This window comes from Arthrobacter sp. QXT-31 (assembly GCF_001969265.1).
GTDB lineage: Bacteria > Actinomycetota > Actinomycetes > Actinomycetales > Micrococcaceae > Arthrobacter.
Genome location: NZ_CP019304.1, coordinates 3,755,825 through 3,768,792, shown reverse-complemented (window position 1 = coordinate 3,768,792; position 12,968 = coordinate 3,755,825). Strand labels below are relative to the sequence as shown.

Annotated in this window: 17 protein-coding genes; 10 read left to right on the top strand and 7 right to left on the bottom strand. The window is 66.1% G+C overall.

Annotated elements, in window-relative coordinates:
• Positions 1-30: 30 nt before the first annotated feature.
• Positions 31-1,059 carry an NAD(P)H-dependent flavin oxidoreductase gene (locus BWQ92_RS17150; protein ID WP_076801445.1) on the top strand — a complete coding sequence of 343 codons (1,029 nt, stop codon included), beginning with the start codon at positions 31-33 and terminating at the stop codon, positions 1,057-1,059.
• A gap of 91 nt (positions 1,060-1,150) precedes the next feature.
• On the opposite strand, the gene BWQ92_RS17145 is transcribed toward BWQ92_RS17150, so the two are convergent.
• Positions 1,151-1,339 (bottom strand): hypothetical protein, encoded by a 189-nt coding sequence (locus BWQ92_RS17145; protein WP_076801442.1) that lies wholly within the window; start codon positions 1,337-1,339, stop codon positions 1,151-1,153.
• An 85-nt stretch (positions 1,340-1,424) separates the two neighbouring features.
• Between BWQ92_RS17145 and BWQ92_RS17140 the strand changes: the two genes are divergently transcribed.
• Complete coding sequence (locus BWQ92_RS17140; protein ID WP_076801440.1) at positions 1,425-1,985, top strand: hypothetical protein; 561 nt, start codon at positions 1,425-1,427, stop codon at positions 1,983-1,985.
• Between the two features lie 10 nt (positions 1,986-1,995).
• Here BWQ92_RS17140 and BWQ92_RS17135 read toward each other — a convergent pair whose 3' ends face one another.
• On the bottom strand, positions 1,996-2,982 hold the full coding sequence (locus BWQ92_RS17135) for a LysR family transcriptional regulator (protein WP_076801437.1): 987 nt from the start codon (positions 2,980-2,982) through the stop codon (positions 1,996-1,998).
• Positions 2,983-3,072: 90 nt separating this feature from the next.
• On the opposite strand from BWQ92_RS17135, the gene BWQ92_RS17130 reads away from it, so the two are divergent.
• Together BWQ92_RS17130 and BWQ92_RS17125 are read left to right on the top strand one after the other, a co-directional pair.
• Positions 3,073-4,404 carry an MFS transporter gene (locus BWQ92_RS17130; RefSeq protein WP_236782990.1) on the top strand — a complete coding sequence of 444 codons (1,332 nt, stop codon included), beginning with the start codon at positions 3,073-3,075 and terminating at the stop codon, positions 4,402-4,404.
• A 118-nt stretch (positions 4,405-4,522) separates the two neighbouring features.
• Positions 4,523-5,032, top strand: coding sequence for an Lrp/AsnC family transcriptional regulator (locus BWQ92_RS17125; protein ID WP_076801434.1), 510 nt, complete (start codon positions 4,523-4,525; stop codon positions 5,030-5,032).
• An 8-nt stretch (positions 5,033-5,040) separates the two neighbouring features.
• On the opposite strand, the gene BWQ92_RS17120 is transcribed toward BWQ92_RS17125, so the two are convergent.
• The 3 genes from BWQ92_RS17120 to BWQ92_RS17110 form a co-directional block, all read right to left on the bottom strand.
• Positions 5,041-5,277 carry a 2-nitropropane dioxygenase gene (locus BWQ92_RS17120; RefSeq protein WP_076801431.1) on the bottom strand — a complete coding sequence of 79 codons (237 nt, stop codon included), beginning with the start codon at positions 5,275-5,277 and terminating at the stop codon, positions 5,041-5,043.
• Complete coding sequence (locus BWQ92_RS17115) at positions 5,274-6,008, bottom strand: ArsR/SmtB family transcription factor (protein WP_076801428.1); 735 nt, start codon at positions 6,006-6,008, stop codon at positions 5,274-5,276. Before BWQ92_RS17115 ends, BWQ92_RS17120 begins: the two co-directional genes overlap by 4 nt.
• A 112-nt stretch (positions 6,009-6,120) precedes the next feature.
• A complete protein-coding gene (locus BWQ92_RS17110) occupies positions 6,121-7,356 on the bottom strand; it encodes an MFS transporter (protein WP_076801426.1) in 1,236 nt (411 codons plus the stop codon).
• Between the two features lie 172 nt (positions 7,357-7,528).
• Here BWQ92_RS17110 and BWQ92_RS17105 point away from each other — a divergent pair, with 172 nt between their 5' ends.
• From BWQ92_RS17105 to BWQ92_RS17080, 6 genes are all read left to right on the top strand, one after another.
• The gene (locus tag BWQ92_RS17105) at positions 7,529-8,059 is read left to right on the top strand and encodes an Lrp/AsnC family transcriptional regulator (protein WP_157365186.1); all 531 of its coding nucleotides are present in this window, start codon (positions 7,529-7,531) and stop codon (positions 8,057-8,059) included.
• 9 nt (positions 8,060-8,068) lie between these two features.
• Complete coding sequence (locus BWQ92_RS17100) at positions 8,069-8,494, top strand: DUF1761 domain-containing protein (RefSeq protein ID WP_076801420.1); 426 nt, start codon at positions 8,069-8,071, stop codon at positions 8,492-8,494.
• Between the two features lie 27 nt (positions 8,495-8,521).
• Complete coding sequence (gene corA, locus BWQ92_RS17095; protein ID WP_076801417.1) at positions 8,522-9,517, top strand: magnesium/cobalt transporter CorA; 996 nt, start codon at positions 8,522-8,524, stop codon at positions 9,515-9,517.
• Positions 9,517-10,023: an AFG1/ZapE family ATPase gene (zapE, locus tag BWQ92_RS17090; RefSeq protein WP_076801415.1), complete on the top strand. Its 507-nt coding sequence runs from the start codon at positions 9,517-9,519 to the stop codon at positions 10,021-10,023. Before corA ends, zapE begins: the two co-directional genes overlap by 1 nt.
• A gap of 75 nt (positions 10,024-10,098) precedes the next feature.
• Positions 10,099-10,440, top strand: a complete 342-nt coding sequence (locus BWQ92_RS17085; protein ID WP_076801412.1) for a hypothetical protein — start codon at positions 10,099-10,101, stop codon at positions 10,438-10,440.
• Between the two features lie 455 nt (positions 10,441-10,895).
• Positions 10,896-11,297, top strand: a complete 402-nt coding sequence (locus BWQ92_RS17080) for an Hpt domain-containing protein (RefSeq protein WP_076801410.1) — start codon at positions 10,896-10,898, stop codon at positions 11,295-11,297.
• Here BWQ92_RS17080 and BWQ92_RS17075 read toward each other — a convergent pair.
• Both BWQ92_RS17075 and BWQ92_RS17070 read right to left on the bottom strand, forming a co-directional pair.
• Positions 11,292-11,783, bottom strand: a complete 492-nt coding sequence (locus BWQ92_RS17075; protein WP_076801407.1) for a hypothetical protein — start codon at positions 11,781-11,783, stop codon at positions 11,292-11,294. The two genes, BWQ92_RS17080 and BWQ92_RS17075, sit on opposite strands and share 6 nt — an antisense overlap.
• 51 nt (positions 11,784-11,834) lie before the next feature.
• Positions 11,835-12,860, bottom strand: a complete 1,026-nt coding sequence (locus tag BWQ92_RS17070) for a DUF808 domain-containing protein (RefSeq protein WP_076801405.1) — start codon at positions 12,858-12,860, stop codon at positions 11,835-11,837.
• Positions 12,861-12,968 lie beyond the last annotated feature (108 nt).

The window sequence follows — 12,968 nt, the reverse complement described above, 5'->3', positions numbered from 1 at the left end:
AGATTACTGATTAGCCCCAAGGAGCCTGCCATGCCCCTCGCCGATATTGATACCCGCATCATTGCAGCACCCATGGCGGGCGGGACGTCGACGCCGGGCTTCGTCACGGCCGTCCACCGCGCCGGAGGACTGGGCTTTCTCGCAGCCGGCTACAGGAGCGCGGACGCGGTGAGTGCTGAGATCCGCTCCTGCCGCGACGCCGGCAGCCGGTTCGGCGTCAACGTCTTTGTGCCCGACCCCGCGCAGCTGAACCCGTCCCCCGACGCCGTGGCCAGGCTGGAGAAGTACCGGAGCAGCCTCGGCCAGGACGCGGCCCGCTACGACGTGACGGTGCCGCCGCTGGTGCTCGACGACGACGATGCCTGGCAGGCGAAGATCGACCTCCTGCTGCAGGATCCCGTTGAACTGGTCAGCTTCGCGTTCGGCCTGCCCGATTCCCCTGTTGTCCAGGCACTCCGGAAGGCCGGGGCAACCGTCCTGGCCACGGTCACCAGCCGCGCCGAGGCCGAGCTGGCAGCCGAGCGCGGGGTCGACGGCCTCGTCGTCCAGCACAGCAGTGCCGGCGCCCACTCGGGTGCCTTCCTGCCCGCCGCGAAACAGGGCGGCATGCCGGCGTCGACTGCCGACCTGATCCGGAAGGTAAGGGCCGCCGTCGACCTGCCGCTAATCGCGGCAGGCGCCGTCTCCGATGCCGCCACCGTCAGGGCGGTCATCGATGCCGGTGCGGTTGCCGCCCAGGTGGGAACGGCGCTGCTGCGGACTGACGAAAGCGGCGCCCGGCAACTGCATAAGGACGCCCTGGGCGATGAGCGCTTCACGGACACCGTGCCCACCCGGGCCTTCACCGGCCGCTACGCGCGGGCCCTCGTCAATGACTTCGTCAGCGACCACGGGGACGCGCCGGAGGGCTACCCCGCCATCCACCATCTGACCGCCCCTATTCGCGCGGCCGCAGCTGCCGCCGGAGACCGGGAGCGGCTCAACCTCTGGGCAGGCAAGGGCTGGCGCTCATCCCGGACAGGCCCGGTGGCTACCGCGATTGGCGCGCTCCTGGATTAGCACAGCCGGAGCTGCCCAATTGACGTCAAACTGAGATCAACTATCCCAAAAACCTTGGTCCGAATTCAGTACGCTCACGGTACAGACGCATTTATGCGCCAATCACAGGGGGATAAAGAAAAATGTGTTCCAACCGCTTCCGACCATTTGCTGCCGCCGTGGCCGGCCTTGCCATCAGCCTTTCCTTCTCGGCCTGCGGAATCCAGCCCTCGGCAAACACTGAAAGCCCGTCTCCCAGCGCAGCTTCCAGTCCGGCGTCGGAACCGGCGTTCTCAGCCACGGCCCCTCCCCCGTCCGCTACGGCTACTCCTGCTGCCGAAACGCCGGCGTCCCCAGTCAAGAGTGACCCGGCCACGCCTTCTGCCGTGCCGCCGGTATCCGCTGTTCCACCGGAGCCCACGCAGGCCCCGCTGGAGTCCTTCACCTTCCCCGACGGGCACATCTCCTTTTCCTACCCGGCCGGCTGGTCCGTCAGAACCCAGCGGGGGCCGGGCAGCGACGGGCCCCCGTGGCAGCCCCTGGAGGCGATCGTCTCCGACGCCACCGGCGACGACCTGGCCAGCATTTCAAGCGGTGCCAACGGAATCGGCTGCACAGCGGGCCCCGTGACACGCACGGTCCTTGACCGGGCGCCCGTCCCCGGACTGCGCGAAACCGACGGCACCACGCCGCAGTTCGGGTTCGACGTGGAAAGCACCGGTGGAACGGACTACTACAGCATGGAAGTCAGCAATCCCCGGTTCCTGCAGGAGGGTGAGGGCGTCGCATCGGGCTGTTCGTTGCTGATTATGGGAAACGGCGGGGCGCAGACCCGGACCATCTTCGGCGAACCGGCATTCCCGAACCGGGCGGCAGCCAAGGCCTGGATGGGAACGGAACAGTATTCCCAACTGAAGGCACTGATGTTGAGCCTGACCTACTCTTAGGCTCAACCTGTTAGCTGCCGGCGCGGGCCCGGACCAGTCCCGCCAGCAGCCCCGGCCCTTCCTGCACGACCAGTTCCCGGAAGAGGCGCACGGCGTCCGGTTCGCTGTCCCTTGCGCTGCGGCGCTCCCGCCAGGCCACGCCGATCTCGCGGTACGCCAGATCCGATTCCAGCGCGACTTCGACCCAGCCCAGGTCGCCGGTGTCTGCCGTGACGTCCCGGCCCGGGCTGCTCCCGGTCTCCGGCGGGAGAATGCTGACGCCCAGACCGGCGGAAACCAGGCCGCGGGCGGTGTGTGAGTCCTGGCTTTCGAAGGCTATTCGCGGCCGAAAACCAGCCTCGCGGAACAGCGCATCCGTCAGCGAGCGCAGCCCGTAGCCGGAGCCGAGCGCAACGAACGGGTCTCTCCGGATGTCGGCCACAGCCACCGACTCCCGGTCCGCCAGCGGGTGCCGGTGGTGCACCACCAGCCGGAGCGGTTCCCGGTACAGTGCGGCGGAGCCGATGGTCCTGCTGGCGGATGCCACAGGTGCCGTCAGGGCGAGATCGGCTACACCGGAGGAGAGCTCCGCCAGGCAGCTGTCGCGGGAGCCTTGGCTGAGCTCGAACTGCGTCTGCGGATAGCGGCTCCGGAATGCGCTGATGAGCAGCGGCAGCGTCGCCTCGCCAAAGGTGTGCTGAAAGGTGACGGCGATCCGCCCGCGCACCACCTCGGACTCGTGCCGGACAAGGTCGAGGCCGGCCCGGAACTCGGTGAGCGCGGACTCCACATAGGGGAGCAGCGTCGTGGCAGCAGGAGTGAGCCGGACTCCCCTGCCGTCCCGGACCAGCAGATCGGTCCCCACCACGGCGCTGGCCCGTGCCAGCGCGCGGCTGACCGTCGACTGCGGAACCCCCAGCAGCTCGGCAGTTTCGGTGATGTGCTGTGTCCGCCCCAGCTCGGCCAGCAGCGGCAGGATGGGCAACAGCTGGATCAGCTGCCGGTGCTCGATGTCCATGGTTTTCCTCCGTCAATCAATCCGTTTGAGCATGAATATCTGGAGAATCATGCATTGGATACTAAGTCAGCATAGATCTACGCTGAAGGCATGCCAACGCCCCAGCAGCACGTCCGCGGACGCCAACCGAACCAATCCGGGTCGCCCGCTGGAACGGGCACCGGTGTTGAAACCGGCGCCGGTGCCGGGTGGAACGGGCACCCGAAGGGTTCACAGGCCTACGGCAGGATCTTGGCCGGCCTGGCGTTCGCCGGCGTGGCCACCTTCGCGCAGCTCTACTCCACGCAGGCTGTGCTTCCGGTCATGGCCGCCGAGCTTCAGGTGACTGCTGCGGAGGCCGCGCTGACCATCTCGCTGGCCACCGTTGGCCTCGCCGTCACCGTCATCCCCTGGTCCTTTCTGGCAGACCGGATCGGCAGGGTGAAGGCCATGACCTGGGGAATCTGCCTGGCCACGGCGCTGGGGCTGCTGGTGCCCCTGGCCACATCCTTCCCCGTCCTGCTGGGCCTCCGGATGCTGGAGGGCATGGCCCTGGGCGGAATCCCTGCCATCGCCATCGCCTACCTCAACGAGGAGATCGACAGGGCGCACGCCGCCGTGGCCGCCGGCAGCTACGTCGCCGGCACCACGCTGGGCGGGCTGGCCGGCAGGCTAGTCGCCGGACCGGCTGGCGAGTTGTGGGGATGGCGCGCCGCGGCACTGTCCGTCTCCGTCCTCGCCACCGTGGCGGCCGTGCTGTTTCTGGTCCTCATCCCGAAGGCCCGCGGCTTCAGTCCGTCCCGCGGCCTTGGCTTCCGCGGCGCGGCCAGGACCCTCTCCGGCCACCTGGCGAACCCGAGGCTGCTGGCACTCTACGTGCAGGCCTTCCTGCTGATGGGTGGCTTTGTGGCCGTCTACAACTACCTGGGGTTCCGGCTCTCCGGCGAACCGTTCAGCCTGCCAGCCACTCTCATCAGCCTCATCTTCCTGGCGTACCTGTCGGGCACCGTGACGTCACGCTGGGCGGGAGCCCTGACGCAGCGCTTCGGCCGGCGCACCGTGCTGCTGGCGGGCATCGCCGTGATGGCGGCAGGCCTGGCCCTCACCCTCACCCAGATACTGGTGCTGATACTTGCCGGCCTCATCATCTTCACCGGTGGCTTCTTCGCGGCCCACAGCATCGGCGCTGGCTGGACCGGCGCCATCGCCCAATCAGGCCGGGCGCAGGCGGCATCGCTGTACAACCTGGCGTACTACCTGGGTTCCAGCATTCTGGGCTGGGCGGGAGGACTGCTGTTCCAGTCCCTGGGCTGGCCGGCGCTGGCGGCCGCCGTCATCATCCTGGGATGTACGACGGCGGTGATCACCGCCGTCGTACATCCCTCCGCCGCGCACCCGCGGCGGCAACGACAGCATGAACAGGCAGGCCTGCAGCTTCCCTGAATTATTCACCGCCGGACCGGTCGGAAATCCGGCACATGTTCGGAGCTGCCCCCGGCTGTGAACGTCTTGGCAACTTTTCGCACAGCTAAGATGAACGGAGGACACTTCAGGAGGATCCGTGAGCAGCAACGCGAAGAACATTCGCCCCGCGGCAGGCCACGAGCCGCTCGACGCCATCGACGAGCGGCTGCTGGCCGCCCTCGTGGACGATGCCCGGATCTCCAACAAGCAGCTGGCCGAACTGGTGGGCATCGCCCCCTCCACCGCCCTCATGCGCACCCGCGCCCTCTCGGACCGGGGCATAATCCAGGGGTTTGAGGCGAAACTGAGCCTTTCCGCGATTGGCAGGTCGGTGCAGGCCCTCATCGCCGTCCGGCTCCGGGCCCACGACCGGGAGCAGATCGACCGCTTCACGTCCCGGGTTCCCAAGCTGCCCGCCGTGCTGTCAACCTTCCACACGTCGGGCTCGGTGGACTATCTGCTGCACATCGCTGTGGCCACCACCGAGGACCTTCGGGACTGGGTCCTGGACAACCTTGCCACCGATCCCGTGGTGGGCCACACCGAAACGACCCTCGTGTTCGAACACATGCCCGGCAACCACGGGCCACTCCCCGACCAGGACTGACCGGCCGCCTAGTTACGGGGAAGCAGCAGGCCGGAGTGGGCTGCACCGAGGACGTCGCCGCGGAGAAGGTTCAGTTCATCCCGGCGCCGCGCAGCATCGCGCCACTGCCGGACAGTTTCCTCCGGAAGCGTCCGGCGCCGCTCCGCCCATTCCACCAGGCCGGCGCCGACGTGGACGGCCACGGCTTCCAGCAGGGACGCACGGCGGTAGCCGGGGACGGACTGGTTGACCGATAGAGCGCTCATGGCTCTTTCCTCTCGGAACTCGTTGATTCGTGATTCTTTGACTGTTGTGCGCTGATGGATTCCGCCTGGGCGGTGTTCCCGGTCTTGCGCCGGCCGCCGGTGCCTGCTGACGCGGGGACGCCAAGGATGGGGAAGGCGTTGAAGTGTACCTGTACCGGCCGGGCGCCCTCCTGCTCGCCCGCACCCCGGATGTCCTCCAGCAGCCGGTAGGAGTAAGCCTCCATTGCCCGCGTGTAAGCGCCCAACTGCTCCGCGCTCATCCGCACATTGGCGGTGCTCACTGTGGCGGCTTCCAGCCACTCGCGGTCCAGGGTGTCCGCCCCGTGCGCCATGAAATCGGCAAGTACGGCCTGCCGGCGGTGCTCGAATTCGCGGTTGACCAGCCGGGCAGCTTCCTGGGTGGCGGGGGAACTGGCAAGTTCAGGCGAGGACACCTCGATGGCGCCGCGTGGCCGCTCCCACCACCGCTCCCGAGCGGTGCCTTTGCCCTCGACTTCCCGGACGAAGTCATGCTTGGCCAGCTGCCGCAGGTGGTAGCTTGTGGAGCCGCTGGACTCGCCCAGCAGCTCCCCCAGGCTGCATGCCGTCTGGGCGCCATAGCGGGACAGCATTTCCAGGATCTGGACGCGCAGCGGGTGCGCCAGGGCCTTCAGTGAGGCGGGGTCCATTTTGCGAACGGGAAACGGCAGTTCCTGTCCGTCAGGGGCTTGGGTGCTCGGCTTGGTGGCCATATCGCAAGGCTACGCTTGCAAAGGTTTCTTTGCAATGGTTATTTTGCAATCAGTTCTTTGCAAGGGATTCTTTGCAAGCAGTCCTTTGCAACCGGTATTTGCACCTGCGCTGTTACCGGCGCAAGCTGTGGCGGCAGGTGATCACAGCCAGCAACCCGGCCGCAGCGGCACAGGCGGTCACAAATCCGGCAACGGCCGCGTCGAGCCCGTAGGCCGCCGTCGCCAGGCCAAGGCCGATTACCGGGACCGCGCTTCCCAGATAGGTGATCACGTACACCGTGCTGATGATCTGGGCATGGCGGGCTGCCTCAACTTTGCCCGCGACATCGTTGAAGACAGTCCGGAAGGCGACGCCCTGGCCGGCGCCTGCGGCCAGGCTGGCCGCAGCAAGCAGCCAGGGGTTCCCGGTAGCGGCTGCGACAGCGATGAGCGCGACCGCGCCGCCCAGCACGGCCAACCCGGCCGGCAGGGCGAACCTGCTCCGGACCGCGACCAGCTGGCTCAAGGCGGATGCGCCCAGGGTGAGCCCCGCGAGGAGCCCGATCAGAGGCCGTGAGTCGGTGTCGAGGATTTTTGCGAAGTAAGCCGGGGCGAGGGACAGGCAAAAGCCGAAAACGGCAAAGCTGAGGAAACCGACGGCGGCCGCCAGCCAGAAGGCCCCGCGGGCCTCCCTGGACACCGTGGGCCTGCGGGGCGCCAGTGCCTTCATCGGGCGGGGTCCGTCCGCGGGTTTGATGGCGGGGCGGGCGCGCAGCAGGTAGAGCGGGACCAGCAGGGCGGCCAGGACGAGGGAGTGAATGAGGTATGGCGTCGTGGTGGAACCGGGCAGGAGCGAAAGGATCCCGCCGATCGCGGGGCCCGCCGCCACTCCCCCGGCCGAGGCCAGCAGGGTGAAGCGGGATGCCCATTCCGGGCGTTCCGGCAGCAGCTCGCGCAGCGCGGCTGAGCTGGCGCCCGTGGCGAGGGCGACGGCAACGCCTTGCAGCGCCCGGCCGCCGCACAGCCCGGCCAGGCTGCCCGCGTCCGCAAAGACCAAACCCCCCGCAAGCCCCGTCAGCACGGCGAGGAGGAGGGCGGCGCGGCGGCCGATGTGGTCGGACCAGTGCCCGGCGAGCATGAGTGTGGCCACGAGCGCCAGGACGTAGGCGGCGAATGCCACGGTAATGCCCAGCGAACCGATGCCCAGCCGCACCTGCAGCAGCGGATACAGCGGGGTCGCCAGGTTCGCGCCCACCAGGAGCGTGAAAATGACGACGCCGGCCATGGCCAGCCGTGAGGTGGTGGACGCATCCCAGCCCCAGCGGGTGGCCGTAGCCGGACGCATTCGTAGTTCGCTAAAGACGGTCATGCCCGTACCCTGCCTGCGTGTCCCGGGAACCGGCCCCTTGTGAGGGCTGCTCCCGGGAAGTGAACCTTGGTACCTAAAGAATGCGGCAGGAGTGCCTGCACGGGCGTCATTCTGTGTGAAAATTGAGCAAAACCATCAATCTCTAGCCGGATTCATGAACCGGAGTGACGATTTGAACACATTGGACCCCACGGATCTGAAGATCCTGCTCGAACTGATCCGCGACCCCCGTGTGCAGATTGGCGAACTCAGCGAGAAGCTCGGTATCGCGCGGAACACGGCCCAGTCACGGGTGCGTCGAATGCTGCGTTCGGGCATCCTGCACGACGGCGGCCGTGAGATCGACCTTGAGGCGGTGGGGTACGACGTCGTCGCCTTCGTGACCATTGAAGTGACCCACCGGGAGCTCGACGGCGTGATCGCCGCTTTGCGGCTGATCCCCCAGGTCCTCGAGGTGCACGAGATCTCCGGCAGGGGCGACGTCTGGTGCCGGGTGGTGGCGACGGACACGCACAATCTCCAAGGCGCGCTGCGTTCGATCCTGCGGATCAAAGGCGTCATCCGGACCGAGACCGTGCTGGCCCTCCACACGCACATCCCCTACCGGACCGAGCCGCTGATCAGCCGCCTCGTTCAGTCAAACACTGTCCAGTCGTCAGCTGCTCAGCCGTCAACCTCTCAGGCAACCCGCCGGCCGGAATAGGATTCGAGGATGGATTGGCTCTCTTACGTCTTTCAGATCAACTGGCTTGCGGTGTTCCTCGCCTTTGCCGCGAGCATGGCCATCGGTTTCGTCTGGTACCTGCCCGGCGTGCTCGGCCGGCGCTGGATGGAAGCCGTGGGCAAGACTGAAGAGGACCTCAGGAGCTCTGAGGGCGGCGCCGGCATCTGGCTTCCCATGATGGCGGCCGCGGCCCTGACGGCCATCCTCCTGGCAGTGCTGATCAGCAAGCTCGGGCTCGGCGATGCGCTGGCCGGCGGATGGTTTGCTTTTGTCCTGGCACTGGTGTTCCGGGTAGGGGGCCATGTCATCCATAACGGCTTCGCCGGGCGTCCTGCCGCAGTGACGCTCATCGATTCCGGCCATGATGTCCTGGCGGTGACGGCCGCCGGGGCCATTATCGGCGCCATGTCCTGACTCAACAGACGGAAAGACCTGCAGACTGTGACCATCATCGATAACGCCGTCTACGTCGACGGGATCCGCACGGCGGAGCCCGAAAACCTGGAACAGACGTTTGAAACGCTCGAGAGCCATGGCGGCATGGCCTGGATCGGCCTGTACCGCCCCTCAAAAGCGGAGATGGACGCCGTCGCCGAAGAGTTTGGCCTGCACGAACTGGCCGTCGAAGACGCTGTATCGGCCCACCAGCGGCCCAAGCTGGAGCGCTACGGAGGCAACCTTTTCACCGTTCTCCGGCCCGCCCGGTACCGCGATGACACCGAAACCGTGGAATTCGGGGAGCTCCATGTTTTCATTGGCAAGAACTTCGTGGTGACTGTGCGGCACGCGGAGATGTCCGGCGTCGGGCAGGTACGGCGCCGGCTGGAGTCCCGGCCGGATCTCCTCCGCCACGGCCCGCCGGCGGTGCTGTACGGGCTGCTGGACCAGGTGGTGGACGACTACGCGCCGGTGGTCGCCGGGCTGGAAAATGACATCGACGAAATCGAGGACCAGCTGTTCTCCGGCGATTCGGCGGTATCCCGCCGCATCTATGAACTTGCCCGTGAAGTCATCCAGTTCCAGCGGGCCATCCATCCGTTGCCGGGCATGATGCAGCAGCTGAACGAGGGATTTGATGACTTCGCCGCCGACGCCGAATTGCAGCACAATCTCCGCGACGTGGAGGACCACGTGGAGAGGGCAATTTCACGGGCCGACTCCTTCCGGGACCTCCTGCAGAATGCACTGACGCTGGACGGCACACTCACGGCCAACCGGCAGAACGAGGCCAGCGCCCAGCAGAACGAGCAAGTGAAGAAGATTTCCTCCTGGGCGGCCATCTTCTTCGCCCCGTCCTTTGTCGCCGGCGTGTACGGCATGAACTTTGACCATATGCCGGAGCTGCACTGGGCCTACGGCTATCCCATGTCGATACTCCTGATGGCCGCCACTGCTGCCCTCATGTATCTCATCTTCAAGCGGAAGGGCTGGCTCTAGTGGCCGGTTTTCACCAGGGCCTTGTCCTCATCCCCGGTACCGAAAGGCAGCTGGGCGCCTGCGGGCTGTTCAGGCCCTCCCCGTCCCAACGGGATGTCCTGGCCCTGCACTCCGGCCCGTTGGCAGCCATGGGCACCGACCCGGACATGCTGTGGGCCGGCTTTGCCGAGCTATGCGGCCCAACCCGCTCGACGGCGGACTATCTGCTGCTCGCGGACAGGTTCCCCGCCTGGGTAGTGGACGGCATCCCTTCACCGTCTGCAGCGTCCGCCGCCAAAGCGGCTGACTGGCAACGCTTCCTGGACCTGCTGGACGTCCTCCGCGAACGGGACATCACCCCGTTCCTCATCGTGACGGGGCCCCCCGGCAGCCATGCGGGAGAGACGCGGGACGGCGTTCCTGAAGAACTGGCTGCCGTCCTGCCGCTCATCGGAGAGCGGCTCTCCATGCTCCGCCGGATCGAATCGGACGAACAGTTGGCGGATGAGCAGTCCGCAGGCTGCTAGCAATAGCCGTAACCCGGCCGTCCTTACCCGTTTGCGTCTGCTTACAATCAATTGACATCAACTACTGAGGGAAACATGAAGAAACTCACCACCGCCCTGCTCGCCGCCGGCTTCGTCCTCTCCGCTTCCGCCTGCGCTTCGCCGCAGCTCACCACAGAGCAGACCTGCGACCGGATCAGGACCGTTGTCTCGAACCCGGCGAACTCCGTGGGCAAGACCGGCATGACCCGCCTGGCCAACCAGATCCGTCCCATCGAGGCAGTGTCCTCGGACGATCTCCGGCCGGCGCTGCAGGCCATCCTGGAATACACGGACGAATCCGCCAAGGAAACCCCGGACGAGGCGAAGCTCACCGACCTCAAGGCCGGCTACGAGCAGGCGGGCAGCACCTACAGCAGGTTCTGCGGCGGCCAGTAGCCCGCATCTTTCCCAACGTTCGGCGGCCACGGGCAGGACAACCTTCCTGCCGGTGGCCGCCTTTCGCGTCCCTGGAACAGGACCGCCTGATCCAAGCTTGGGGAAACCTTGGAACTGCTGCCTCCAATCCCTCAGGCGGGGGTAAAAACCGAACGCTGACTCTCAGGTAGCTCCGGCGTTTTCCAATGTGCCGGCCCCAGACTGTTCCTGTCCCTGAAGCAGAAGGTAGCCGCGAACCATCGCTTCAGAATGCCGGGCCCGGAACGCATTCCCCCCATGTACACCGGGCCCGGCGGACAATCACTTCAGCTTTACAGGGGCATGGACGAGCCGCCGAAAAGCTAACCAACTCTTGATCCGAACTTGCGAAGACGGTGTCGGGTTCTTGAGCTGTGTCCCCGACCATCTTCGTTAGGAATTACAAAACGGCGTGGACAACTGGATGAGGTGGCTGCATGGCGGAGGACCCGGACACGGGCCAGGACCTTCCGGTACTGGACGACGGTGCGCTGCAGGACCTCAAGGATGAAGCCGGAGAGGCTGTCGCGCTGCAGTTCATGGAGGAGTATCTCGTGATGCTTCCCGTGCGGGCGGCCAAGATTTTCAAGGGTCTCATCCGCGGCGATATCGAGACCACACTGGAAGCGATCATCAGCCTGAAGGTCAGCTCCGGGATGGCCGGGGCGCGGCGGCTTGAGTTCTACTGCGGGAGCCTCGAGAGCGCGCTGAAGCACGGCCACACACCGGACATGGCGGCGGTGAAGGCGGTGCTGTTCGCCAACATCCGGCTGGTTGTCCGTGAAGCATCCCGGCGCGGCCACCTGCCGCCGAAGTCCCACGGTCCTTCCGGCTCATGAGCTGCCGAGTTTCACCGAGTACGGGAAGTAGTCCCGGGTCATGTGGATGCGGGGATCTGGGTGCTCCAGGAACCATTCGTAGGCGTGGTCATCGCCCGCTTCCCACCAGGGCTTCGGAAGGCCTCTGAGCTTCCGCGCTTTCCTCCCCCGCCACTCCTCGCTGATATTGAAGAGCCCCTGCATGACGGCAAAGCCGAACAGTGCGGCGAAGAACAGGAAGACCAGTGCCATAGCCGGAAAGGGACTGAACAGGACCCATACTCCACAAACCAGCCCGATCAGTGACGCTGCAGCAGCCAGGACAGTGGTGAAGATGCTGAAGTAGAAGGAGCGGATCAGGTTGTAATCCCCGCCGCCGGAGCTGGCCCCGATTCCCCATTCTTCCTTCGTGTACGCATAGATGGTTTTACCCGCCATGGAGTACCCGTAGTAGTAGCGGCGGTTCAGCACCCGCTGCAGGTGCTCGTCGTACTTCTTCTCCCCCATGGCGTCTACCCTATAGGCCATCACGCCACGGCGAGCTTCCCTGTCAGCCGGCTAGGAGGCTGATCCGGGGTCCCGGTTCTTGGGGCTATGACCGGCTGCTGCAGCACGGACGTCACCTTCTGCGTGCCCGCCCTTCTTCTTGCCGAACGGCAGCACTTTCAGCAGCGGGCCAACAACGGCCATGACGACAAGGCCCCAAGCAAGGCCGATGACGGCAGAGCACAAGGTGTTGACGAGCCAGGCAAGGAAACCGCCCACCACGGCGAGCTCGGCGAAAGGATGTTCGAGGGCGTGGACTATGTCATACGGTCCGTGCCAGCCGAGGTCGTAGGCTCCCTGCAGCATGATGTGGCCGCCGACCCAAAGCATGGCGATTGTGCCGACGAAGGTGATCGCGGCCAGTACCGAGGGCATTCCCTTGACGAGCATCTCACCGATGCGCCGGGAGCTCGCGGATTGCTTGGCAGCGAGGTGCATGCCGACGTCGTCCATCTTGACGATCAGCGCGACGGCGCCGTAGACGGCGACCGTGATGACGAAGGCCACGAGGACCAGGATGAGCGCCCGGGCCCACAACGATTCGGCGGCGACCTCGTTCATCGAGATGACCATGATCTCGCAGGACAGGATGAAGTCGGTGGTGATGGCGCCCTTGATGACCCTGGACTCCGCCTCCGGCCCCCTCTCCACCGCCGGCTCATCCTCGTCCGCGGCATGGTGGCCACGGAGCTTGTGCCAGACCTTCTCGGCCCCCTCATAGCAGAGGTACGTGCCGCCCAACATGAGGATGAACGGAATGGCCCAGGGGATGAAGGCGCTCACGGCCAGCAGAGCCGGCAGGATGATCAGCAGCTTGTTCCGGAGCGAGCCCCAGAAGATGCGCTTGATCATCGGCAGCTCACGGGACGGGTCAGCCCCGGAGACGTACTGCGGGGTGACTGCGGCGTCGTCGATCACCACGCCGGCGGCCTTTGCACTAGCCTTCGCGGCGCCGGCCGCGACGTCGTCCACCGAGGCAGCCGCAATGCGGGCCAGGGCTGCGACGTCGTCGAGCAGGGCGACGAGACCGCCGCTCACAGGTCGCTCCCGCGCTGCACGAGCTCGGGCTGCTGGGCATGGAGGCCTCGGTTGAGGGGCGTGATTGGCATGCTCCGATTATAAGGTTACGAACAGTCCGTCTGCTGA